General features: G+C 66.1%; 21 protein-coding genes and 1 tRNA gene. 13 read left to right on the top strand and 9 right to left on the bottom strand.

Features of this window, described 5'->3' with window-relative positions; translation table 11 throughout:
- Positions 1-2 precede the first annotated feature (2 nt).
- Genes DVK03_RS04380 through DVK03_RS04390 form a run of 3 tightly spaced genes read right to left on the bottom strand, consistent with a single transcriptional unit; the run spans position 3 to position 1,289 of the window.
- The gene (locus tag DVK03_RS04380) at positions 3-440 is read right to left on the bottom strand and encodes a hypothetical protein (RefSeq protein ID WP_115802308.1); all 438 of its coding nucleotides are present in this window, start codon (positions 438-440) and stop codon (positions 3-5) included.
- Between the two features lie 27 nt (positions 441-467).
- Positions 468-1,055 carry a hypothetical protein gene (locus DVK03_RS04385; protein WP_115802309.1) on the bottom strand — a complete coding sequence of 196 codons (588 nt, stop codon included), beginning with the start codon at positions 1,053-1,055 and terminating at the stop codon, positions 468-470.
- A 48-nt stretch (positions 1,056-1,103) separates the two neighbouring features.
- Entirely contained in the window at positions 1,104-1,289 is a 186-nt protein-coding gene (locus DVK03_RS04390; RefSeq protein ID WP_004044080.1) for a hypothetical protein, read from the bottom strand.
- 105 nt (positions 1,290-1,394) lie between these two features.
- Between DVK03_RS04390 and DVK03_RS04395 the strand changes: the two genes are divergently transcribed.
- The 8 genes from DVK03_RS04395 (at position 1,395) to DVK03_RS04430 (ending at position 10,000) form a co-directional block, all read left to right on the top strand.
- Positions 1,395-4,091 (top strand): DNA-directed DNA polymerase, encoded by a 2,697-nt coding sequence (locus DVK03_RS04395; RefSeq protein ID WP_115802310.1) that lies wholly within the window; start codon positions 1,395-1,397, stop codon positions 4,089-4,091.
- A 218-nt stretch (positions 4,092-4,309) separates the two neighbouring features.
- Positions 4,310-5,218 carry an ABC transporter ATP-binding protein gene (locus DVK03_RS04400; protein WP_115802311.1) on the top strand — a complete coding sequence of 303 codons (909 nt, stop codon included), beginning with the start codon at positions 4,310-4,312 and terminating at the stop codon, positions 5,216-5,218.
- Positions 5,219-5,230: 12 nt separating this feature from the next.
- Positions 5,231-6,661, top strand: coding sequence for a Fe-S cluster assembly protein SufB (gene sufB, locus DVK03_RS04405; protein WP_115802312.1), 1,431 nt, complete (start codon positions 5,231-5,233; stop codon positions 6,659-6,661).
- Positions 6,662-6,664: 3 nt separating this feature from the next.
- The gene (gene sufD / locus DVK03_RS04410; RefSeq protein WP_004044076.1) at positions 6,665-7,873 is read left to right on the top strand and encodes a Fe-S cluster assembly protein SufD; all 1,209 of its coding nucleotides are present in this window, start codon (positions 6,665-6,667) and stop codon (positions 7,871-7,873) included.
- A gap of 146 nt (positions 7,874-8,019) precedes the next feature.
- Complete coding sequence (locus tag DVK03_RS04415) at positions 8,020-8,511, top strand: hypothetical protein (protein ID WP_004064301.1); 492 nt, start codon at positions 8,020-8,022, stop codon at positions 8,509-8,511.
- 4 nt (positions 8,512-8,515) lie between these two features.
- On the top strand, positions 8,516-8,968 hold the full coding sequence (locus tag DVK03_RS04420) for a metal-dependent transcriptional regulator (RefSeq protein WP_004044074.1): 453 nt from the start codon (positions 8,516-8,518) through the stop codon (positions 8,966-8,968).
- A 65-nt stretch (positions 8,969-9,033) separates the two neighbouring features.
- A tRNA-Gln gene (locus tag DVK03_RS04425) sits at positions 9,034-9,137 on the top strand.
- A 104-nt stretch (positions 9,138-9,241) separates the two neighbouring features.
- On the top strand, positions 9,242-10,000 hold the full coding sequence (locus DVK03_RS04430; RefSeq protein WP_115802313.1) for an FkbM family methyltransferase: 759 nt from the start codon (positions 9,242-9,244) through the stop codon (positions 9,998-10,000).
- A 34-nt stretch (positions 10,001-10,034) separates the two neighbouring features.
- On the opposite strand, the gene DVK03_RS04435 is transcribed toward DVK03_RS04430, so the two are convergent.
- The gene (locus DVK03_RS04435; protein WP_115802314.1) at positions 10,035-10,769 is read right to left on the bottom strand and encodes an alanyl-tRNA editing protein; all 735 of its coding nucleotides are present in this window, start codon (positions 10,767-10,769) and stop codon (positions 10,035-10,037) included.
- A gap of 195 nt (positions 10,770-10,964) precedes the next feature.
- On the opposite strand from DVK03_RS04435, the gene DVK03_RS04440 reads away from it, so the two are divergent.
- Entirely contained in the window at positions 10,965-11,657 is a 693-nt protein-coding gene (locus DVK03_RS04440; RefSeq protein WP_115802315.1) for an HD domain-containing protein, read from the top strand.
- A gap of 54 nt (positions 11,658-11,711) precedes the next feature.
- Here the strand turns inward: DVK03_RS04440 and DVK03_RS04445 are convergent, their stop codons facing one another.
- The 3 genes from DVK03_RS04445 to proS all read right to left on the bottom strand — a co-directional run bounded on the left by DVK03_RS04445 (position 11,712) and on the right by proS (position 18,969).
- On the bottom strand, positions 11,712-12,701 hold the full coding sequence (locus DVK03_RS04445) for an NAD-dependent epimerase/dehydratase family protein (protein WP_115802316.1): 990 nt from the start codon (positions 12,699-12,701) through the stop codon (positions 11,712-11,714).
- A 108-nt stretch (positions 12,702-12,809) separates the two neighbouring features.
- Positions 12,810-17,345 carry a glutamate synthase large subunit gene (gltB, locus tag DVK03_RS04450; protein WP_115802317.1) on the bottom strand — a complete coding sequence of 1,512 codons (4,536 nt, stop codon included), beginning with the start codon at positions 17,343-17,345 and terminating at the stop codon, positions 12,810-12,812.
- Between the two features lie 157 nt (positions 17,346-17,502).
- The gene (proS, locus tag DVK03_RS04455) at positions 17,503-18,969 is read right to left on the bottom strand and encodes a proline--tRNA ligase (protein ID WP_004064297.1); all 1,467 of its coding nucleotides are present in this window, start codon (positions 18,967-18,969) and stop codon (positions 17,503-17,505) included.
- Between the two features lie 163 nt (positions 18,970-19,132).
- Here proS and DVK03_RS04460 point away from each other — a divergent pair, with 163 nt between their 5' ends.
- Complete coding sequence (locus DVK03_RS04460; RefSeq protein WP_115802318.1) at positions 19,133-19,630, top strand: HTH domain-containing protein; 498 nt, start codon at positions 19,133-19,135, stop codon at positions 19,628-19,630.
- Positions 19,631-19,672: 42 nt separating this feature from the next.
- Here DVK03_RS04460 and DVK03_RS04465 read toward each other — a convergent pair whose 3' ends face one another.
- Positions 19,673-20,152: a hypothetical protein gene (locus DVK03_RS04465; RefSeq protein ID WP_004064295.1), complete on the bottom strand. Its 480-nt coding sequence runs from the start codon at positions 20,150-20,152 to the stop codon at positions 19,673-19,675.
- 248 nt (positions 20,153-20,400) lie between these two features.
- On the opposite strand from DVK03_RS04465, the gene DVK03_RS04470 reads away from it, so the two are divergent.
- From DVK03_RS04470 to DVK03_RS04480, 3 genes are all read left to right on the top strand, one after another.
- Positions 20,401-22,323: a beta-CASP ribonuclease aCPSF1 gene (locus tag DVK03_RS04470; RefSeq protein WP_004064294.1), complete on the top strand. Its 1,923-nt coding sequence runs from the start codon at positions 20,401-20,403 to the stop codon at positions 22,321-22,323.
- 112 nt (positions 22,324-22,435) lie between these two features.
- Positions 22,436-22,819: a methylglyoxal synthase gene (locus tag DVK03_RS04475; protein WP_115802319.1), complete on the top strand. Its 384-nt coding sequence runs from the start codon at positions 22,436-22,438 to the stop codon at positions 22,817-22,819.
- A 136-nt stretch (positions 22,820-22,955) separates the two neighbouring features.
- Positions 22,956-23,387 carry a hypothetical protein gene (locus tag DVK03_RS04480; protein ID WP_115802320.1) on the top strand — a complete coding sequence of 144 codons (432 nt, stop codon included), beginning with the start codon at positions 22,956-22,958 and terminating at the stop codon, positions 23,385-23,387.
- On the opposite strand, the gene nth is transcribed toward DVK03_RS04480, so the two are convergent.
- A complete protein-coding gene (gene nth, locus DVK03_RS04485) occupies positions 23,388-24,194 on the bottom strand; it encodes an endonuclease III (protein ID WP_004064291.1) in 807 nt (268 codons plus the stop codon).
- Between the last annotated feature and the right edge of the window lie 44 nt (positions 24,195-24,238).

Consider the following 24,238-nt stretch of genomic DNA (forward strand, 5'->3'; position numbering starts at 1 on the left):
GCCTACTCGCGTGCGCCGTTCGCCCGCAGTAATTCGACTCCCTCTTTCGCGGCATCGGTCGCCTCGTAGCCGCGCTCCCCGTAGACCGTGGCCTCGACGACGAGGCCGGCGGCCCGGAACTCGGTTAAGAGACCGTGGAGGTCGCTCTCGCAGAGGTCGTAGGCTCCGAGGAGGTCGACCACGGGGAGCGGCCCGCGGTCGACGAGGTCGACGAGCAGGCCCAGTCCGCGCTCGGTCGGGACCGCGACGAGGATTCGGCGGACCGGTTCGGGGACGGCGCGCGCGGCGGTTTCGAGCGGGGACTCGCCGCTCACGGCTTCGAGGTCGTCGTTCGGCAGGTGCCGCTCCTCGCCGGTCTCCGGGTCGCGGACGCGGCTGGCGTCGCTCGACTGCTTGACGAGGAGATACGTCCGGCCGTCGGGTCCGCGGACGGTTCGCATACGTCCCGGCGAAGGGCGCGGCGACTGTTAGCGGTTGCGCTCGGGGGCGTCTTCGCGTTCGTCATCAGTTCCCGACGCGTCGTCGCTCTCGGCTGAGTCGCCGTCGTCCGCGTCATCGCCGTCGCTGTCGTCGCCGTCGTCGTCCCGCCACTCCCCTCGCTTGAACTCTCGGTAGATGGAGTGGACGCGGACGAGCACGACCGCGCCGAACAGAAACAGGCCGCCGCCGAGGAGCGTATCGCCGCGGAAGTAGACGAGCATCGGCCCCACCGTGAGTCCCGCGAGGCCGACGTTCGCGAGCACGACGCTCGCCCAGAACAGCCGGGCGGCCTCGGGATTCACGTCGGGCGAGAACTCCGGCGCGTCGTCGCCGCCGTCGCCGTTGGAGTCGCCGTCGTCGCCGGCGTCCTCACCGGGGATGCCGACGCGGGGAATCGTCGGGAGGTCCTTTTCGGGGTTCCCCCAGCGGGTTTCCGGGTCCCAGCGGGCCTCGGGGTCGCCCCACCGCTTTTCGGGGTCGATCTCCGAGGCCATGTCCGCCGACGGACGCTCCGCGTCGTCGTCTTCGTCGGCCGCGTCCGTGGCTGTTCCCTCGCGTCGCTCGTCGTCCGTCACGCTCGCGTCGAGACGCCGTGCCGAGAAAAAGTGTCCGTTTCGGCCGAGTCAGGCGCAGTCGTCGAGGCGCATCGAACTCGAGGCCTCGACCCACGCGAGTGGGTTCTCCGCGTCGTAGAACACCACGCCACCGTCGATATCGTAGGATTCGACCGTCTCGGCTCCCGTCGGACCAGTCGGTCCGTCGCCGTCGATCGTGCCATCCCACCGCTCCGGAGTTGCGTGGTCGGTCATATCGTGTGACAAGGAATGTCATACATGGATAAATGTCTTTCCGTGGTTCCGGGTGCGGTTCGCGGAAACGCCGGGGTTTTTAGCCGCGCCGCCGAAGCGATTGCCATGACGCAGACGGGTCTGACCGACTTCGGGGGGAACGACGCCGACGGCGCGGGCGACGCGCGGCCTGACGAGGAGGCCGCCATCGTCGCCGGCGACGCCGGCCAGCACGTCTCCGACGTCGTCGACACGGACGAGGTGCGGTTTCCCGACCCGGACGGGACGGTCGAACTGGCCGTCACGCAGGTCGATTACACCATCGAGGGCGCGGGCCGCGACGAGTACCCGGTGATTCACATCTTCGGCCGGACGGCCGACGACGAGACCGAACACGTCCGCGTACTCGGGTTTCGGCCGTACTTCTACGCCCCCACCGACAGCCTCGACGACGGCGACCTCGACAAGGACGTTATCACCGGCACCGAGGACGGCTACGAGAGCATCCGCGGCGAGGAGCTGACGAAGATTTTCGGCCGCACCCCCCGCGACGTCGGGCAGATTCGCGACGAGTTCGACCACTACGAGGCGGACATCCTCTTTCCGAACCGCCTGCTCATCGACAAGGACATCAAAGGCGGCGTCAGCGTCCCCGAGCGCCGCCTCGACGACGGGACGATTCAGATTCCTCACCAGGAAGTCGCGCCCGCGGAGGTCGACGCGAACCTCCGGGTGAACACCTTCGACATCGAGGTCAACGACCGGAACGGCTTCCCCGAGGACGGCGAAGAGCCGATTATCTGTCTTACCAGCCACGACTCCTACCGCGACGAGTACGTCGTCTGGCACGCCGTGGCCGACGAGGGCCTCGGTAAGCGCCCCGACGCGTTGCCGAACTACGACTTCCTCGGGGAGGACGGAGACGTGGAGGTCCGGACGTTCGACGAGGAGGCCGAGATGCTCGACGCCTTCCTCACGTACATCGAGGAGACCGACCCCGACATCCTCACCGGGTGGAACTTCGAGGACTTCGACGCGCCGTACTTCCTCGACCGCTTGGAGGAAGTCGACAAGCGGACCGACCTGAACCTCGACTACAACCGCATCTCGCGGCTCGGCGAGGTGTGGCGCGGCGGCTGGGGCGGCCCGGACATCAAGGGTCGCGTCGTCTTCGACCTGCTGTACGCCTACAAGCGCACCCAGTTCACCGAACTCGAATCCTACCGCCTCGACGCGGTGGGCGAACTCGAACTCGACGCGGGCAAGGAGCGCTACTCGGGCGACATCGGTGACCTCTGGGAGGAAGACCCCGAACGCCTGCTCGAATACAACCTCCGCGACGTGGAGCTGTGCGTCGAAATCGACCGGAAACAGGACATCATCGCCTTCTGGGACGAGGTGCGGACGTTCGTCGGCTGTAAGCTCGAAGACGCGCCGACGCCCGGCGACACCGTCGACATCTACGTCCTCCACAAGGTCCACGGCGAGTTCGCGCTCCCCTCGAAGGGGAAACAGGAGTCGGAGGACTACGAGGGCGGGGCCGTCTTCGACCCCATCACCGGCGTCAAGGAGAACGTCACGGTGCTCGACCTGAAGTCGCTGTACCCGATGTGTATGGTGACTATCAACGCCTCGCCGGAGACGAAAGTCGACCCCGAGCGCTACGACGGCGAGGTGTTCCGCGCACCCAACGGGACGCACTTCCAGCAGGAGCCGGACGGCATGATTCGGGAGATGGTCGACGAACTCCTCACCGAGCGGGAGGAAAAGAAGTCGCTTCGGAACTCCCACGACCCCGGCTCGTCGGAGTACGAGCAGTTCGACCGCCAGCAGGCCGCGGTGAAGGTCATCATGAACTCGCTGTACGGCGTGCTGGGCTGGGACCGCTTCCGCCTCTACGACAAGGAGATGGGCGCGGCGGTGACGGCGACCGGCCGGAAGGTCATCGAGTTCACGGAGCAGGCGGCGAACCAAATCGGCTACGACGTGGCCTACGGCGATACCGACAGCGTGATGCTCGAACTCGGCCCGGACGTGTCGAAAGAAGAAGCCATCGAGCAGTCGTTCGACATCGAGGAGCACATCAACGCCGCCTACGACGACTTCGCGCGCGACGAGTTGGGCGCGGACGAACATCGCTTCCAAATCGAGTTCGAGAAGCTCTACCGGCGGTTCTTCCAGGCGGGCAAGAAAAAGCGCTACGCGGGCCACATCGTCTGGAAGGAGGGTAAGGACGTCGACGACATCGACATCACGGGCTTCGAGTACAAACGGTCGGATATCGCACAGATAACCAAAGAGGTCCAGAAGAACGTCATCGACATGATCGTCCACGGCGAGGACACCGAGGTCATCAAAGACTACCTCCACGACATCATCACGGACTTCGAGGCGGGGAACCTCCCGCTCGAACAGGTCGGCATCCCCGGCGGCATCGGCAAACGCCTCTCGGCGTACGAGACGCCGACCGCGCACGTCCGCGGCGCGCAGTACGCCAACGCCTTCCTCGGGACGAACTTCGGCCGCGGGTCGAAGCCGAAGCGGGTCTACCTCAAGAAAGTCCACCCGTCGTGGTTCCGCGAGATGGAGTCCAGCGAGTTCGACCCGCAGGTCGACGACCGCTACCGCGAGTTCAAGCGCGACCCCGACGTCATCTGCTTCGAGTACGCGGACCAGATTCCCGAGGAATTCGAAGTCGACTGGGAGACGATGCTCACCAAGACGCTCGAAGGGCCCATCTCCCGCGTTATCGAGGCGCTCGGGATGTCGTGGGACGAGGTGAAAAGCGGACAGGAACAGACCGGCCTTGGGAGCTTCATGTGACCGCTCCCGTCACCGACTAACGAAACCATATTCGGTTACATAGTCGCCGGAACCGTAACTTCGTTCGGCTGTCCGAAACCCGGACGCGTGTCGCGAATCGGTGTGATTCTTTGCGGATTTGAAAACAAATTTTCTTTCTACAAAAGGTGGCGGGGGTGAATGCGCAAGCATTATGGGCGATACTCCCCACCTTTCGAGTACGAGGCAACGAACCAACGATGGCAACTCTCGAGATTAAGAACCTCCACGCACGAGTCGCGGAGGAAGACGGTGAGCAGATTCTGCGAGGTGTCGACCTGGAAGTCAAATCCGGCGAGATCCACGCGCTGATGGGTCCCAACGGGTCCGGCAAGTCTACGACTTCTAAAATCATCGCCGGGCACCCCGCCTACGAAGTAACCGAAGGCGAAATCCTCCTCCACCTGGAGGACGACGACTTCGGCGACCTCGAAATTCCGGACGACGCCCGCACGTGGAACCTTCTGGAACTGGAGCCGAACGAGCGCGCCGCGCTCGGCATCTTCCTCGGCTTCCAGTACCCCGCGGAAATCGAGGGCGTCACCATGACGAACTTCCTCCGCACCGCGCTCAACGCGAAGATCGACGAGCGCGAGGAGCTCCTCTTCGGCGAGGACGACGACGAGGAAGCAGAAGAGGAAGCCGGCTACGACACCTCCCCGATGGAGGGTAACGTCGACGACGGCGAAGTCGGCGTCGCCGAGTTCCAGCAGCTCCTCAAAGAGAAGATGGAGCTTCTCGACATGGACGAGAAGTTCATGCAGCGCTACCTCAACGCCGGTTTCTCCGGCGGCGAGAAGAAACAAAACGAGGTCCTTCAGGCCGCGATTCTCGAACCGTCGATTGCGGTGCTCGACGAGATCGACTCCGGTCTCGACATCGACCGCCTGCAGGACGTCTCGAAGGGTATCAACGCGCTGCGCGACGAGCAGGGCACGGGTATCCTCCAGATCACTCACTACCAGCGTATCCTCGAATACGTCGAGCCGGACCACGTCCACATCATGCTGGACGGTAAGGTCGTCAAGAGCGGCGACGCGTCGCTCGCGTCCGAGCTCGAAGACAAGGGCTACGACTGGGTCCGTGAGGAAGTGTACGAAGCCGCGTAATCCCCCAACATCATGAGTTCCGACCAAGACCACCTCAAAGAGACAGACACGGAAGCTCGCTTCGAGTTCAAGAAGGAGCAGAAGGCCGCGTTCGTGGCCGAGAAGGGTCTCAACGAAGAGACCATCCGCGTCATCTCGGAGGACAAAGACGAGCCCGAATGGATGCTCGAGCGCCGCCTTCGCGCGCTCAAGCAGTACCAGAACATGCCGATGCCGACCGACTGGCCCGGCCAGCCTGACCTCACCGAGGTCGACGTGGACGAAATCGTCCCGTACATCCGACCCGACGTGGAAGTCCGCGGCGGCGTCGACGACTGGCGCGACCTGCCGGACGACATCAAGGACACCTTCGACAAACTGGGTATCCCGGAAGCCGAGAAGAACGCCCTCTCGGGCGTCGGCGCCCAGTACGAGTCCGAGGTCGTCTACCAGAACATGCAGGAGCGCTGGGAGGAGAAAGGCGTCGTCTTCATGAACATGGACCAGGCGGTCCAGGAGCACGAAGACATCGTCAAGGAGTACTTCATGACGAAGTGCGTCCCCCCGAGCGACAACAAGTTCGCCGCGCTTCACGGCGCCATCTGGTCCGGCGGCTCGTTCGTCTACGTCCCCGAGGACGTGACGGTCGAGATGCCGGTGCAGGCGTACTTCCGCATGAACTCCGAGGGCATGGGCCAGTTCGAGCACACGCTCATCGTCGCGGAGAAGGGCTCCGAAGTCCACTACATCGAGGGCTGTTCGGCCCCGAAGTACTCCGCGTTCAACCTCCACTCCGGCGGCGTCGAAGTGTTCGTCGGCGAGGACGCCCACGTCCAGTACTCGACCGTCCAGAACTGGTCGAAGAACACCTACAACCTCAACACCAAGCGCGCCATCGTCGAGAAGGGCGGCCGCATGGAGTGGATTTCGGGCTCGATGGGCTCGAAGGCCACCATGCTCTACCCGGCGTCGATTCTGAAGGGCCGCGGCGCGTCGGACAACCACATCACCATCGCCTTCGCGGGCGAGGGCCAGAACATCGACACCGGCGCGAAGGTGTACCACAACGCCCCCGAGACGAAGTCGACCATCGAGTCGAAGTCCATCTCGAAGGACGGCGGCCGCACGAACTACCGCGGTCTCGTCCACATCGCCAACGGCGCGAAGAACTCCTCGACCGCGGTCGAGTGTGACGCGCTCATGTTCGACAACGAGTCCACCTCGGACACGATGCCGTACATGGAAATCAACGAGTCCACGGTGGACGTCGCCCACGAGGCGACCGTCGGCAAGATCGGCGACGAGGACATCTTCTACCTCCAGTCGCGCGGTCTCGACGACGACGACGCGAAGCAGATGATCGTCTCCGGGTTCATCGAACCCATCACGGAGGAACTGCCCATCGAGTACGCGGTCGAACTCAACCGACTCGTCGAACTCGAGATGGAGGGTAGCCTCGGATAACCAATGAGTGCGCAACTTCCCGCGAACCTGTCCGCAGAGACGGTACGAGAGATTTCGGACGCACGGGACGAGCCGGAGTGGCTCCTCGAGGCCCGCCTCGAAGCCCTCGAAGCACTCGACGCGCTCGAACTGCCGGACGTCATCCAGACGCCCGGTCGCCGCTGGACCAACCTCGAAGCGCTCGACTTCGAGTCGCTCGTCGACCCGCTGAACCAGGCCGACGAGACGACCCGCGAGTCGCCCGAGGGCGTCGTCGTCCTCCCGTTCACGGAGGCCCTCTCCGAGTACGGCGACCTCATCGAGGAGCGCTTCGGGTCGGTCGTCGCTCCCGACACGAACTACCTCACCGCCCTCTCGGCGGCGCTGTTCACGACGGGCACGTTCATCTACGTCCCCGAGGGCGTCGACGCCGAGGACGTGAAGATTCGCGCCGAGATGAACTCTCGGTCGCTGTTCAGCCACACGCTCGTCGTCACCGAGGAGTCCTCGTCGGTCACCATCCTCGAAGCCATCGAGTCCGGCGACAGCGTCGACGACGCGCGGTACTTCTCGAACCTCGTCGAAATCGACGCGGGCGAGAACTCGTACGTCCAGTACGGCTCCCTGCAAAACCTCGACGAGGAGACGTACACGTACTCGCTCAAGCGCGCCGACGCCGACACCTACTCCACGGTCAACTGGATCGAGGGGAACCTCGGCTCGCGGCTCACCCGCAGCGACGTCGAGACCGAACTCAACGGCGAGGCGTCGGAGACGAAAATCGTCGGCGCGTTCTTCGGTCACGACGACCAGCACCTCGACGTGAACGCCCGCGTCTGGCACAAAGCCGAGAACACGACGGCCGACCTCGTGACCCGCGGCGTCCTCGACGACGAGGCGCGCTCGGTGTACGAGGGCGTCCAGGACGTCGGCCGCGACGCGTGGAGTACGAACTCCTATCAGCGCGAGAACACGCTGATGCTCTCGGACCAGTCCGAGGCCGACGCGTCGCCGAAGCTCATCATCAACAACCACGACACCGAGGCGTCCCACGCGGCCTCCGTCGGGCAGGTCGACGCCGAGGACCTCTTCTACATGGTCTCTCGGTCCGTCCCCGAAGAACAGGCCCGTAACATGCTCGTGGAGGGCTTCTTCGTGCCCGTCCTCGAAGAGATCGAAGTCGACGAATTCCGCGACGACCTCGAAGAGCTCATCGCGGCGCGCCTGCGGTAGTCCGGCCTCCGCGGCGCGACTTCGCCGGGCGTTTTTTTTCTCCGATCCCGTCGACCCGCGAGGGAACCGCTTAAGTCGGTTACTCCCGGAGAGGTGTGTATGTACGTCGCGGGACCGTGTCTTCGAACGTTGAGGGGGACGAGTCCATGAGCGTCGGCTATCAGGTCAGCTCGGACCACCAGCTCGCCCGACTCCTCCAGATCGGTATCGTCCTCGAAGAGGTCGTGGAGGCGCGCGCCTACCACCACCACGAGGAACTCGACGAAGACGCGCTCGACGAGGAGATTCGAGCCCTGCTTTCGCACGCCGCCGAGGAGTCCGCGGACCACCGCGAGCGCCTCGAAGCCGTCATCGACCGGCTGGAAGTCGACAGCGTCCCCTTCGAGGAGATAGAGGCGCTGGTCGAGGCCCAGTACGGCCAGACGAAGCCCGAGGACTTCGACGGCGTCCTCTACGACCAACTCTGCAACGAGGAGACCGCATACAAGTTCTACGACGACGTCATCGAGGCCATCGAGGCGAGCGAGGCACAGTTCTCTATCGACCGCGAGGAACTCGTCGCCACCCTGTCGGCGATTCGCGACGAGGAGGCCGAGGGCGTAGAAGAAGTGACGCGAATCATGGAAGACCGCGAGTGAAACGATGAACACGGCAGACCAATACGTCAAGGCGATTTACCTGCTGCAGGAGATGGAGAACGGCCCGGCGGCCACCGGCGCGCTCGCGGACATGATGGAGGTGAGCCCCGCGAGTGCGAACGAGATGATCGGCAAACTCGAATCCCGCGGCCTCGCCGAACACGAGAAGTACAAGGGCGTCACGCTCACGGACGACGGCATCGTCCGCGCCCGCGACGCGCTCCAGACCTACTGCATCATCGAGCGCTTCCTCTCGAACGTCCTCGACGTCGAGGAGTTCCGCGCGGAGGCCCGCGAACTCGAACCCGTCATCGACGGGATGATCGCGGAGCGACTCGACACCATCATCGACCGTAACTCCGAGTGTCCCGACTGTTTCGACCCCGAGACGGACGCCTGCGAGTATCTCGACGTGTGCGGCGCGGAACCCGAGACGGAGACGGAAGCCGCCGATTAATCGTCGACGCCGCCCGACCGGAACCGAAGCGTTTTCATTTACCAGCGGACAACCGACGAGTGCGCAGTCCCGTGGTGTAGTGGCCAATCATAGCGGCCTTTGGATTGGTACGGTTCATTGCGTGCCGAGAAGACAGCCGCTGACGGCGGTTCGAATCCGCCCGGGACTACTCGAACTTCTCCTGCGAATCCATATCACGCCGAGTCGCGTCGCCGCCGAGCGATTTTTATCGCCGCACAATGACAATACACTAACGTGTCTCTGCTGCATCCGGTGTCGGCCGCTCGCCACCTCGCGTACTCCCTCCACTACGCGCTCGTTCGGGCGAACTACGAGCGACGGCTCGTCGCCACGAAGAAACACGTCGGGCGGACGAGCTTCCGGAGCTACGAACTGTACAACCGTCACGGTAACGACGTGCTCCTGCAAGCGCTGTTGCTCGACCTCGACGGCGGCGACGTGGTCGTCGACGTGGGCGCGAACACGGGGACCTACACGCTCGCGGTCGCGGCCAGCGAACCCTCCGCGCAGGTCGTCGCCGTCGAGCCGCATCCCGAGGTCGTCGACCAGTTGCGGGCGAACGTCGAGGTCAACGACTTCGACGACCGGGTGGACCTCCTCGACTGCGGCCTCGGCGAAACCGACGAATCCCGAGCGTTCCACCTGTCGAGCTACGACGAACTGGGGTCGTTCTCGCGAGACCACGCGAGCGCGTGGGGGGCGCGGGTCGTCGACACGGCGTCGGTATCGATGCGACGGCTGGACTCGCTCGTCGAGTCCGGGACGGTCCCGCCGCCGGACCACCTGAAGGTTGACGTCGAAGGGTTCGGCCTGAACGTGCTCCGGGGGGCGGAGGCGGTCCTTCGGGAGCACCGGCCGACGGTGTATTTCGAACTGCACGACGCCCGCGGGAGCCACGACGAAGCGGCGGCGAAGGCCCTGCTCCGGGAGTCGGGCTACGAGCTGGTTCCGGTCCGCGAGGGCTGGGTATGCGAGCCTCGGGCGCGGGCAGAAGCGTCCCGGTCCACGTAGTCGCGTCCGAGGAGTCGATTCGACCGGCGACCGGCTATTCGAGGGCGAAGTTCACGCGCTCGTGTGCCGAGCCTTGGGTCGTCCGGCCGGCGACGGAGACCGTGCCGATGTCGCCCGTCGATTCGACGTGAGTTCCCGCGCAGGCGGTCCGGTCGAAGGGGTCGTCCGCGTCGCCGATTTCGACGATTCGGACCTCCCGAATCGACTCCGGAAGCAGGTAGAGTCTGGTGCGGTCGGGGTCGAGCGTCGCTTCGGCCTCCTCGCGGTCGAGGCTGTACCACCGGACGGGGAGGTCGGACGCGACGAGGTCGTTCAGGCGCGTCTCGATGGTCCGGAGGTCGTCGCCGTCGAAGCGGTCGTAGGCGCAGTCGAGGTGTGCGTGGTCGGCGTACAGTTGGTTACCGGTCGTCTCGGCGTCGAACTCGTCGAGGAGGACCGCAGAGAGGAGATGCTGGGCCGTGTGGTAGCGGCTGTGGGCGCGCCGCCGCGCCGGGTCGACGCGTCCGGTGACGGTCGCCCCCAGGTCGGGCGCGTCGCCCGCGACGACGTGTTCGATTCGGTCGCGTTTCTGGACGTCCGTCACGTCCCACGTCTCGCCGTCGCAATCCTCGCCGTCTACCGATAGGGTGCCCGTGTCGTGCGGTTGGCCGCCGCCGGTCGGGTAGAAGTACGTCCGGTCGAGGACGACGCGGTCGGTTCCGCGGACCGTCTCGACGGTCGCCTCGAACTCGTGTGTCGTCGCGTCGTCGAGGTATCGTGCTTCGGTCACGTCGGGGTCGACGCGGGCGGGTGAGTTAACTCTCATCGATGTGCCAGCGGTTCACATTGGCGGCCACGAGACCCGGTCTGTTCGCCCGAGAGCCCGGTTCACGCGACTCAGGGTGGTCGTAACGCCTAAGAGTGGAACGACCCTCATTCCGTGTAATGAGAATACGCACGTGCCAACACCGACGGAGGTTCTGCCGTGGGCGTTGAAATCAAAGAGTCGGCGGTCTCCGACGCCGAGTTCGAGGATATGAAGCGTTTCGTCTCGGACTATCTCTCTGCGAGCGTCGAAAACGAAGACGACGGCGGGCGGATGCGCTGGTATCCGTGGCACTCCGCGGAGTACCGGTTCAACCACATCCTCAACGTCGTCGACCTCGCGACGCGCATCGCCGACCGCGAGGGCGCGGACGTGAACGTCGTTCGCGTCGCCGCCCTCTTTCACGACATCTCGAAGCTCGAAGCCGACCAGGAGGTCCACGCGGAGGAGGGCGCTCGCGTCGCCCGCGAGTTCCTCAGCAGCCACGGCGACTACCCCGACTCCTTCGTCGACCAGGTGTGTCAGGTCGTCTCCGACCACTCGTATCAGGGGTCGCTGACCGACGTGTCGCTTGAGACGCGCTGTCTCATCGAGGCCGACATCCTCGACAAAATCGGCGCGAACGGCACCGCGCTGATGCTCCTGCGGATGGGCTACGAGGCCCGGACCCACATGGACGCCGCCGAGATGGTCGAACGCGTCTTCGAGCGCGGCCGCGACGCCTCCGACCGGCTCGAAACCGACACCGCCCAGAGCTTCGCTCACCAGCGGCTCAAGCGCGTCAAGTGGTTCCGAGAGTGGCTCGAAGAGGAGGTCCCCGAGATGGACCACGACGGCCAGTTCAGCGGCTGAACTCGTCGGAGACGCCGCCTCGCCGCCTCGTTTTTTCGAGCGAACGATCCCGTCTCAGAGCGTATCGAGAATCGAGAGCACGCGTTCTTCGGCGTCGCGGCCGGGGTCGTGTTCCGCGCCGTCGCGGTCGCTGTCGCGGTGGTCGGCGACCGACCGGCGCATCGCCTCCTCGACGGGGGTGGACTCCCAGCCGAGACGGGCGAGTTTGTCCGTCGAGAGGACGTGCGGGTAGTCGCGGTAGAGGATGAAGTCGTCCATCGAGAGGCCGGCCGCGGCGAGTTCACGCTCGCCCGCGTGGACGACCTCGACGCCGGTGCCGGCGGCGTCAGCGATGACTTCGACCATCTCTTCGAGCGTCACGAGCCGTCTGTCACCGACGTTGTAGGCCTCGCCCGCCTCGCCCTCCTCGGCGACGACGCGCATCGCGCTCGCCACGTCCTCGACGTAGGCGCGGTGCCAGACGTTCGTCCCGTCGCCGGGGACGACGACGCGGTCGTAGTTCAGCACGCGGTCGATCCAGTAGTCGAGGCGCTCGGTGTAGTCGTCGGGGCCGTAGACGATGCAGGGCCGGACGGACATCGCGTTGATGCCCCGCGAGGCCGCCTCGAAGACGACGCGGTCGCCCTCGGCTTTCCGCGGGCCGTAGCTCGCACCCGAGTCGTCCGCCGCCTGCTCGTCGGTGCAGTCGCACAGCGGCGTCTCGCCCTCGCGCTTCGGGATGACCTCGCTTCCGTAGGCCGCGCCGCTGGAGATGTAGACGTAGGCGTCCACGTCGGCGAAGACGTCGACCGCAGAGGCGACCTCCGCGGGCTTGTACGCCACGCAGTCGAACACCGCGTCGGGGTCGACGGTCAGCTTCGCGGTTCGAAGCGCCTCGTCGTCGGTTCGGTCGCCCTGCACGTGTTGGACGCGCGGGTCGTCCTCGAAGGGGTTGTCGTGGTTCCCGCGGTTGAAGATGGTCACGGCGTAGCCGCTGTCGAGGAGTTCCGAGACGAGGTGGCGGCCGATGAATCGCGTGCCGCCGATGACGAGTGCGTTGTCCATGTCTCGGTCGAAGGCGCGCGCGGTGAAAAACGTGAGAGAATCGGTTGCGGGTGCCGGAACCCGCTCGCCGTTAGCGGCGGTTCGAGACGGCCGGGGTCCGTCTCCGTCTCAGTCGTCGCTCGTCGTCGCCGCGCCGACTCTGTCGGCTCCGGCGTCGACGATTGCGCCCGCCTTCGCGGGGAGTTCGTTGCGAACGTCCTCGCGGCCGTCTTCGGCGATGACCTCGGCGTACGCGTCGGGCATCACCTTCACGAAGTCACCGAGCACGGACTGCCAGTCGTCGAGCAGTTCGGCCGCGCGGTCGGAGTCGGTGTACGTGCGGTGGTTCTCGACGAGGCGGGTGAGCATCGCCTCGTCCTTGTCGTCGAGGTGGTCTTCGAGTGTCACCATCTCGGTGTTCGCCTTCGCGGCGAACTCGTCGTCGGGGTCGTAGACGTAGGCTACGCCGCCGGACATGCCCGCGGCGAAGTTGCGGCCCGTCTCCCCGAGGACGGCGACGACGCCGCCGGTCATGTACTCACAGCCGTGGTCGCCGACGCCCTCGACGACCGCCTTCACGCCGGAGTTGCGGACGCCGAAGCGCTCGCCGGCGAGGCCGTTGACGTAACATTCGCCCTGCGTCGCGCCGTAGAGGGCGACGTTGCCGATGAGGATGTTTTCGGCGGCCTCGTAGTTGGCCTCGGCGGGCGTGTCGACGATGACGCGGCCGCCGGAGAGGCCCTTGCCGACGTAGTCGTTGGCGGCCCCGGTGAGCCGCATCGTGACGCCGCGGGCGAGGAAGCCGCCGAACGTCTGGCCGGCGATGCCGTCGAACTCACAGCGGATGGTGTCGTCCGGGAGTCCCTCGCCGCCGTGGGCGTTCGAGATGCGGTTCGAGAGCATCGCGCCGACCGCGCGGTCGACGTTCGAGAGGTCGCGGCGGATGACGACCGGCTCGCGGTTCTCGATGGCGTCTGCGGCCTCGTCGATGAGTTTGTGGTCGACGTGCGTCTCGATGTCGGCGTGGACCTGGTCTTCGGTCTTGCGGCGCGCGCCCGTCTCGGGCTCGGCCAGCACCGACGAGAGGTCGAGGTGCTTCGCCTTCTCGTGGTCCGTCTCGACCTGCCGGAGCAGGGAGGGACGACCGATCATCTCGTCGAGCGAGGTGAAGCCGAGGTCGGCCATAATCTCGCGGAGTTCCTGCGCGATGAACGTCATGTAGTTGATGACGTGGTCGGGCTCGCCGGGGAAGCGGCGGCGCAGGTTCTCGTCCTGCGTGGCGACGCCGACCGGGCAGGTGTTCTCGTGGCACTGACGGGCCATCACGCAGCCCGAGGTGACGAGCGACGCGGTCCCGAAGACGTACTCCTCGCCGCCGAGGAGGGCGGCGACGGCCACGTCGCGGCCGGTCTTCATGCCGCCGTCGACGGAGACGCGGATGCGGGAGCGAAGCCCCGTCGCGCGGAGCATCTGGTTGGCCTCGGCGAGGCCGAGTTCCCACGGGAGACCGGCGTTCTTGATGGAAGTCTTGGGCGACGCGCCGGTGCCGCCGTCGTAGCCGGAGATGTGGACCACGTCGGCTTTCGCCTTCGAGACGCCGGCGGCGATGGTGCCGATGCCGGCCTCGGAGACGAGCTTGACGTTGATGTCGGCGTCGGGGTTGGCCGACTTCAGGTCGAAGATGAGCTGCTTGAGGTCCTCGATGGAGTAGATGTCGTGCAGCGGCGGCGGCGAGATGAGGCCGACGCCCGGCGTCGCATAGCGGACGTGCGCAATCATCTCGTTTACCTTCTTGCCGGGGAGGTGGCCGCCCTCGCCGGGCTTCGAGCCCTGCGCCATCTTAATCTGAATCTCGTCGGCCGACGAGAGGTAATGAGAGGTGACGCCGAAGCGGCCGGAGGCGACCTGCTTGACGTTACACTCCTTTTCGGTACCGAAGCGCTCCGGCGGCTCGCCGCCCTCGCCGGAGTTGGACTTGCCGCCGATGCGGTTCATGGCGATGGAGTTGTTCTCGTGGGCCTCCGGCGAGAGGCTGCCGAGCGACATCGCGGCCGTCGAAAAGCGCTTGACGATATCCTCGACGGGTTCGACCTCGTCGATGTCCACCGGCTCGCGGTCGGAATCGAATTCGAGGAGGCCGCGGAGCGCCTTCAGCTGCTTCGACTGGTCGTTGACCAGCTCCGCGAACTCCTTGTACTTCTCGTAGTCGCCGGCGCGGACGGACTGCTGGAGCGTGCCGACGGTCTGGGGGTTCCAGCCGTGGTGGATGCCGGCCGAGCGGTTCTCGTACTCGCCCTGTCGTTCGAGCTTCGGGTCCGTGCCGAACGCGGCGGCGTGACGGGTCAGCAGGTCTTCCTCGATGACGTCGAGGCCGATACCCTCGGTGCGGATTTCGGTGCCCTCGAAGTACTCGGCGACGAAGTCGGATTCGAGGCCGACGGCTTCGAAAATCTGCGCGCCGCGGTAGCTCTCGACCGTCGAGATGCCCATCTTTGCCATCGTCTTGAGCAGGCCGTCTTCGAGCGCGTGGACGTACGCGTCGATGGCCTCGCCCTCGTCGGCCCCGTCGGGGCCGGCGACGACGTCCTCGATGGTCTGGTAGGCGAGGTAGGGGTTCACCGCGCCCGCGCCGTAGCCGACGAGCGTGGCGAGGTGGTGGACCTCGCGTGGGTCGCCGGACTCGACGACGAGGCCGGCGTGGTTCCGGAGGCCGTTGCGGACGAGGCTGTGGTGGACCGCGCCCGTCGCGAGCAGGCTCGGGATGGCGACGCGGTCGGGGCCGACCGCGCGGTCGGAGAGGACGACGATGTCCGCGCCGTCTTCGATGACCGCCTTGGCCTCGTCGCGGACGGCCTCGATGGCCTCGCGGATGTCGCCGCCTTTCTCGTAGGTGATGTCGACGACTTCGCTCCGCATGTCGTCGTCGAGGTCCTTGATGGCCGCAGTCTCGGCGTCCGTGAGGACCGGCGAGTCGAGGACGAGCTGACGCGCGTGCTCGGGTGATTCGTCGAGGAGGTTACGCTGGCAGCCGAGCCGCGACTCCAGGCTCGTCACGAGCTTCTCGCGGATGTAGTCGATAGGCGGGTTCGACACCTGCGCGAACAGCTGCTTGAAGTAGGTAAACAGCGGGCGGTTGAGGTCCGACAGCACCGAAAGCGGCGTGTCGTCGCCCATCGAGCCGACGGGGTCCTTGCCGTCGCGGGCCATCGGCTCTATCATGTGGTTGAGCTGGTCGTGCGTGTAGCCGAACGCCGCCTGTGTCGCGCGGAGCGACTCGACCTGTCCGCGCGAGGTGGAGTCGGTGTCGCCGGCGATGTCGTCGAGATGGCGCTGCTGTTGGTCGACCCACTCGCCGTACTTCTCGTCGGTGAGGGAGTCGAACACTTCGGCGTCGGGGATGACGCGGCCCTCCTCGGGGTCGGCCATGAAGATCTCGCCGGGCTGGAGGCGACCGCGGGATTCGAGTTCCGCGGGGTCGGTGTCGAGCGCGCCGACCTCGCTGGCGACGATGAGGCGGCCGTCGGTCGTCACCTCGTAGCGACACGGACGGAGGCCGTTGCGGTCGAGGACGGCGGCGATGCGGTCGCCGTCGGTCGCCGCGACGAGCGCGGGACCGTCCCACGGCTCGACGAGCGAGGCGTGGAAGTCGTACCAGTCGCGGCGCGCCTGGTCCATCGCGTCGTCGTTGCGGTACGCCTCAGGGATGAGCATCCGCAGGACGTGCGGGAGTTCGCGGCCGCTCTTGAGGAGCAGTTCGACCACGTTGTCCACGCTCGCGGTGTCGGACTGGTCGGCCTTCGTGATGGGCATGAGCGTCTCGATGTCGTCGCCGAAGGCCTCGTGCTGGAGGTCCGTCTCGCGGGCGCGCATCCAGTTGACGTTGCCGCGGATGGTGTTTATCTCGCCGTTGTGGATGACCTGGCGGTACGGGTGGGCGAGATGCCACGCGCCGAGCGTGTTGGTGGAGAATCGCGCGTGAACGAGCGCGAGTTCGGTCACCATCCGCTCGTCGCTGAGGTCGGGGTAGTAGTTCGGGAGCTGTTCGGCCGTGAGCAGTCCCTTGTAGACGATGGTCTTGCGGTCGAGCGAGCAGACGTAGAACCGTCCCGCGCCCTCGATAGCGAGGTCGTCGACCGCCTTCTCTGCGGCTCGGCGGGCGAGGTACAGCGCCCGGTCGAACTCGTCTGCGGTCATCCCGTCGGCCGGCTCGACGAACAGTTGCCAGACGTCGGGCTCCGATTCGAGCGCGGTCGCGCCGAGGTCGGCGTTGTCGGTCGGCACGTCGCGCCAGTCGAACACGGAGAGCCCGTGGTCGGCCAGCGAGTCCTCGACAACCGCCGAAACGCGCTCGCGAACCTCGTCGTCGGTCGGCATGAACACCGAACCTGCCGCGTAGAGGTCCGGAAGCTCGGATTCGAGGACGGCTTCGAAGAACTCGTCGGGTCGTTGCAGCAGGATACCCGCCCCGTCTCCGGTGTTTTCCTCAGCGCCCGTGGTGCCGCGGTGCTCGAGGTTCTCCAGGAGTTCGAGGCTGTCTGCGACGACTCGGTGCGAGGCGCCGTTTTCGAGGTCTACGACGGCCCCAACGCCGCAGTTCGACCGCTCGTCGGTCGGGTCGGCTAACCCGTCCTGAGCGAAGGGTGCGTCTATGTGTGGCTTGGTCATACGCCAATAGTACGGCTACCCGCATAAGCAACTTTTCCTGAAACCATAAGGGTGTTACAATGTCATATAAGGATGTATCCATACATAGTATGGAGACTAATGATGATTCGACGGACGACGAAAAATATGAATAATCGTGTAAAACCCGGCGGCCGGTTCAGTAGGACTTCGCGAAGTACGCCGTCTCCTCGGCGTCGCCGCCGCAGACCGCGCAGTCCTCGCCGTCGTGAATCTCCGCGTCCTCGTCGTTCAGGGGCACCATGACGATTTCGGCGGCGATTTGCTCCTTAATCTCGTCCTCGCAGGCCTCGTCTCCGCACCACGGCGCTTTCACGTAGCCGCCGTGCTGGCCGATGGTGCCGAGAATCTCGTTGCGCTCGGACGCCTCGCGGACGTTTTCTTCGAGGTTCTCCTCCGCGGCGGCGTAGAGCTTCGCGTACACTTCGTCGAACTGCGCTTGGACGGCTTCGGCGATGTTCTCGCGGTCGAGTTCGACCGACTCGCCGTCGGGGCGGTGGACGGCCGTGACGACGTCGTCGTCGACCTCGTTCGGGCCGATTTCGAAGCGGACGGGGACGCCCTTGAGCTCCCACTCGTTGAACTTGAAGCCGGGGTTGCGCTCGTCGCGGGCGTCGAGTTCGACGCGGACGCCCGCGTCTTCGAGGTCTTCGGCGATGTCCTCGGCGTAGTCGAGGACCTTCTCCTGCGTGTCAGCCTGCCAGATGGGGACGATGACGACCTGCTCGGGCGCGATGGTCGGCGGCAGGACGAGGCCCTGGTCGTCGGAGTGCGTCATGATGAGCGCGCCGAGCGAGCGCCACGACAGCCCCCACGAGGTCGTGTGGGCGGGCTCTTCGTCCTCGTCTTCGGTCGTGTAGGTGAGGTCGAACGCCTCTGCGAAGGAGGTGCCGAGGTAGTGGGAGGTGCCGGCCTGCACGGACTTGCCGTCGGGCATGAGCGCCTCGACGGTCGTCGTCGTGTCCGCGCCGGGGAACTTGTCGTGTTCCGGCTTCGCGCCGCGGAGCACGGGGATGGCGAGCACGTCCTCGTAGAGCGACTGGTACTGCGAGAGGCGGGTCATCGTCTCGTCCCACGCGCCGTCGCGGGTCTCGTGGGCCGTGTGACCTTCCTGCCAGAGGAACTCCTTGGTGCGGAAGAACGGCTTCGTCTCGGTCGCTTCCCAGCGCACGACCGAGGCCCACTGGTTCACGCGGAGCGGGAGGTCGCGGTGGCTACGGACCCACTGGGCCATGTAGGGCGCGATGATGGACTCGGAGGTCGGGCGGACGGCGAGGCGCTCTTCGAGTTCCTCGTGGCCGCCGTGGGTGACCCACGCCACCTCGGGGTCGAACCCCTCGACGATGTCCTTCTCGCGTTCGAGGTAGCTCTCGGGGATAAACAGCGGGAAGTACGCGTTCTGGACGCCCGTCTTCTTGAACTCGCCGTCGAGGTAGTTCTGGATGGACTCCCACAGCGCGTAGCCGCGCGGGCGAGTCACGATGAAACCGCTCATGCCCTCCGGGCCGTAGTTCGCGAGACCCGACTTCTGGACGACCTCGGCGTACCACTCGCCGGTGTTGTACTGCTTCGACTCGGTGATACCGAGTTCCTGCTCGTCGCTCATTGCCCATCGGTAGCCGCAGCGAACCCTTAAACGCCCCGAAGGTGCCGGCGCGCCGCCCCGCCGCGCAGACCACCTCTCGTCGACGACGGTCGGCGGTTCCGGCGGACGCATAGATACATATCGCCGGCTATCCTACCAGTACGTGGTGGTTGGCGTGCTAACAATGGACACAATTGTAAGCGGCGAACGGCCGACTCCTCGGGAGGGGACGGTCCGAATCGAACTGTGGGTTCCGAGCGGGCGGCGCGCGGAGTTCACACCGGTTATCGACCGACTGGACGACGCCGTCGGGCGCGGCCTTATCGAGGAGTACACCGTCGAGACGTGGGACCGGTTCGTGGACCTTTCGGGGAGCCTGAGTCCGCGCGAGCGACGCGTCCGCGACCGGCTCGCGTCGTACGCCCAGTGGGCGGCGACACACGGCGAGCGGCTGACGGGATTAGGCGACCTCGGCGTGCGCGGCGTCGGACGGATGGGCCCCGAGCGGCTGACGCGGCGGACCCCGCGAGCGGTCATGGCAGAGTACGAAAACGGCGTGCTCGCGCACGTGACAGCGTGCGAGGAGTGCGTCGGCGCGTTCCGTGGACGGCTCCGCGACCTCGACTCGGAACACGAACGCGAGTCCGAAACCTCGTCGGAGCCGGTTCGTATCGAGTGGTAAGACGCGACTCGAACCTCTTTTTCGCGCGACGCCGTCCGGTGGTCAGCGCCGACTGTCGAACGGCGAGTCACCCTCGCGCCACGACCACCCCGGCAGGCGCGTCTGAAAGCCCGCGGCGAGCGCGGCGTCGAGGTCGTCGCGGCCGGCGGGACCGTCGGTGTGGACGGCCACGTCCGCGAAGTGGAACGTCGCCTGCGCGAGGAGTCGGAGCGGCTCGCCGCCGGCGATGGTCGCCGCGAGCTCGCGCCCGAGCACCTCGTCGACGACGAACCCCGGGTAGTCGTCCTGTACGTCCAGCCGCTTGAGGATGCGGACGTAGGCCGCGACGTTGACGCCGACCTCGCCGTCGGCGAACACCGCGTCGACCGCCTCGCGGTAGGCCGCCTCGTCGACCGCGCCGACGCGCGTGTCGAACTGCTCGCCGAGTCGCCGTCGCGTCTCGTTGATGAGCGGGACGACCACGTCCGCGCGCGCTCGAACCCAGTCGTGTTCCGCCGAGACGGCCGCCGGTGTGAGTTCCATGGTCGTCGGTCGGCCCCGAGACGCTTCGGCTTTGCGAAGGGTTTTATACTGGCGACATGGTACTGTCGGGTAAGCGGGTTTTCCCTGCCTCTTCCCGCAGTCGAGATACAACCGTATTCAGTTCACTATGCTCTCTCCGCAGTCGGCCGAGACTGGCACTCGTACACGTGGACCGGCTCGCGTCGACGCTCCTGAGGTAGGGGTTCCCGAGACCTGCCGGCGCAGGACCGGACGGGTCGCTCGTAACTATGAGCTCCGTAGATAAACAACTCGAGAATCTGAAGGCAGAGATTACGAACGAACTCCCCCGCGACATCTCGGTTTCCGACGTCAAGTACGAGGGTCCCGAACTCGTCGTCTACACGCGCGACCCGAAGAAGTTCGCTCAGAACGGCGACCTCATCCGGAAACTCGCGAGTAAGCTCCGAAAGCGAATCACGGTTCGCCCGGACCCGGACGTGCTGTCCGACCCCCGCGAGGCCGAACCCAAAATTCTGAGCGTCATCCCCGAGGAGGCCGGCGTCACCGACCTCGACTTCCACATCGACACCGGCGAAGTCGTCATCGAGGCCGAGAAACCGGGCATGGTCATCGGCCGCCACGGCTCGACGCTCCGCGAAATCACGCAGAAAGTCGGCTGGACGCCCGAAGTCGTCCGCACTCCCCCCATCGAATCCTCGACGGTTTCGAACGTCCGCAACTTCCTGAAGCAGGAACGCGAGGACCGCCGCCGCATCCTCGAACGCACCGGCCGGCAGATTCACCGCGAGCAGCTCTCGGACGACGAGTGGGTCCGCATCACGACCCTCGGCTGCTGCCGCGAGGTCGGCCGCGCGTCTTTCATCGTCTCGACGCCAGAGACCCGAATCCTCGTCGACTGCGGCGACAAGCCCGGCTCCGACGACGTGCCGTATCTGCAGGTCCCCGAGGCGCTCGGGTCGGGCGCGAACTCGCTCGACGCGGTCGTCCTCACCCACGCTCACCTCGACCACTCGGCGCTCATCCCGCTTCTGTTCAAGTACGGCTACGACGGCCCCATCTACACGACCGAGCCGACCCGCGACCTCATGGGCCTACTCACGCTCGACTACCTCGACGTCGCCTCGAAGGAGGGACGCACCCCGCCGTACGAGTCCGAGATGGTTCGCGAGGCCATCAAGCACACCATCCCGCTTGAGTACGGCGACGTGACCGACATCGCGCCCGACGTGAAGCTGACGTTCCACAACGCGGGTCACATCCTCGGCTCCGCCGTCTCGCACTTCCACATCGGTGACGGCCTCTACAACGTCGCGTTCTCCGGCGACATCCACTACGAGGACACCCGCCTGTTCAACGGCGCGGTCAACGACTTCCCGCGCGTGGAGACGCTCGTCCTCGAATCGACCTACGGCGGCCGCAACGACTACCAGACCGACCAGCAGGACTCCGAGGAGCGCCTCATCGAGGTCATCAACGAGACGTACGACCGCGGCGGCAAGGTCGTCATCCCGGCGTTCGCCGTCGGTCGCTCACAGGAGATTATGCTCGTCCTCGAAGAGGCGATGCGCTCGGGCAAGATTCCGGAGATGCCCGTCCACCTCGACGGGATGATCTGGGAGGCGACGGCCATCCACACGACCTACCCCGAGTACCTCCGCGACGACCTCCGCGACCGCATCTTCCACGAGGACGAAAACCCGTTCCTCGCCGAGGAGTTCAACCACATCGACGGCGGCGAAGAGGAGCGACAGGACGTCGCCGACGGCGAGCAGGCCATCATCCTCTCGACCTCCGGGATGGTCACCGGCGGCCCCATCATGTCGTGGCTCCGCCACGTCGGCCCCGACCCGAAGTCCCGACTGGTCTTCGTCGGCTACCAGGCGCAGGGGACGCTCGGCCGCCGCATCCAGAACGGCTGGGACGAGATTCCGGTCAACGGCCGCGACGGCATGGGCCGGTCGGACACGCTGAAGCTCAAGATGGACGTGGAGACGGTCGACGGCTTCTCCGGTCACGCCGACCGGCAGGGCCTCGAAAACTTCGTCAAGACGATGAACCCCCGTCCGGAGAAAGTGCTGTGCGTTCACGGTGACGAACGCTCCGTGCAGGACCTCTCGTCGGCGCTCTACCACGACTACAACATGCGGACGTTCGCGCCGAAGAACCTCGAGACGTTCCGCTTCAAGTAACGACTCGCAGTCACGGCGACCCTCACCGGCGCGTCAACCGCCGCCGCACAACGATTTCTCACGGACGGCATCCGGGCGAACATTAATCAGGACTCTCGAACGAGTGTTTGCTATGCGTCTCGCACTTATTGCGCACGACGAGAAGAAGCCGGACCTCATCGCCTTCGCCGAGGAGCGGCAGGACGACCTCGAACGCTTCGAACTCATGGCGACGGGCACGACCGGCCAGCGACTCATCGACGCCACGGGCCTCGACATCGAGCGCAAGCAGTCCGGGCCGCTCGGCGGCGACATGCAAATCGGCGCGGAGATCGCGAGCGAGACCTGCGACGGCGTCATCTTCCTCCGCGACCCGCTGACCGCCCAGCCCCACGAGCCGGACATCACCGCCCTGCTCCGCATCTGCGACGTCCACCAGACGCCGCTTGCGACCAACCTCGCCAGCGCCGACGCCGTCCTCGACGAACTCATCCGACAGCTCGACGGCGAGGTGTAGTCTCCGGAACTGAGCCGCGCCGCGACCGAACCGCGCCGCGACCCCCGCGTCCATCGCCTCGTTTCGCTTCGAGAGACGGTATCACGCCTGAGAATCGCGGCGTATCCTTAATTAGCAGCGCGCCGGAGGCGACGGTATGCACGCCGCGACTCGCACGTCTCTGATGCTCGCCGTGATTCTCACTGTCGCGACCGCCCCGGTCGCCGCCGCGACCGGGCCGACCTCGCCGTGTTTCCCCGGCGAGGGCCACCAGTTCGACATCGGTGGCGAGGGTGCGGGCATCGACCTCGTGGTCTTCCTCTCGATGTTCGAGAACCTCGGCGGCGAGGGCGGCTTCGGGATGGAAGCCAGCGGCTCCGTCGGCAACGACTCCATCGTCCAACTCCGGGCGGGGGTTGCCTTCGACGGCGTCGGTCCCGCCGCGGCGTTCCTTTCTGACCCCTTCTCGCGGTTCAGCGTCGTCTACGACTACTCGATGACTCTCCCGATGTTCGCCGACTCGGGCATCGAATCGAGCTACGAGGACGACGGTTCGCCGGTGAGCGGACTCGACGCGACGGCCTGTTAGTCAGTCGTCCGCGGCCGCGGGGTCGGTGACGGACTGCGCCGCCGCGTCGACGCCGACCATGTCGCACACGTCGGCCATCGGGCACGCGTCGGGGCCGTCGAGACACGCGGGTTTGCGGGCCGTGCAGAACTCGCGGCCGAACTGAATCATCGCGGTGTGGCCGAAGCCGCACTTCTCGTCGGGGATGTCGCGTTCGAGCGCCGCCCGAACGCCTTCGTGGTCGGCGTCGGCGGGCGCGAGCCCAATCCTGCGGGCGATGCGGTGGACGTGGGTGTCGACGGGGAAGACGCCGCCGCGCCCGCCCGCAAAGAGGAGGACGCAGTCGGCGGTCTTCGGGCCGACGCCTTTCATCTCCAAGAGGCGGTCGCGGACCGTCGCGGGCGCTTCCTCGCGGACGTAGCGGTCGAAGTCGGCCTCGCTCCCGAAGTCGGCCAGCACCTCCTCCGCGACGCCCCGGATGAGCTTCGATTTCTGGTTGTAGAGGCCGCCGGAGCGGATGGCCTCGACGATGCCCTCGCGGTCGGCCGCCGCCAGCGACTCGGCGAGGTCGCCGCCGCCGTACTGCGCCATGAGTTCGTCGTGGGCGGGCTGGCTCGCCTTGTCGCTCGTGTTCTGGCTCAGGATGGTTCGGACGAGACACTCGAAGCCGCCCTGCCCGCCGTAGGCCTTCCGCCAGTAGCGCTCGCCGAGGCGGTCGACGACGACCTCGGCGCGCGTCGCGGTCTCGGGGTCGGCGGGGTCGAACGCCGTCTCTCGGCCGCCGCCGCTCGCGCCGCCGCTGATGTTCTCTGCGGGTTCGTCGGGCATGGCCGGAGGTTACGACCGCGCGGTGAAAAACGCATCCCGTCGGC

The sequence above is a fragment of the Haloferax sp. Atlit-109R genome (assembly GCF_003665865.1).
Taxonomy (GTDB): domain Archaea; phylum Halobacteriota; class Halobacteria; order Halobacteriales; family Haloferacaceae; genus Haloferax; species Haloferax volcanii.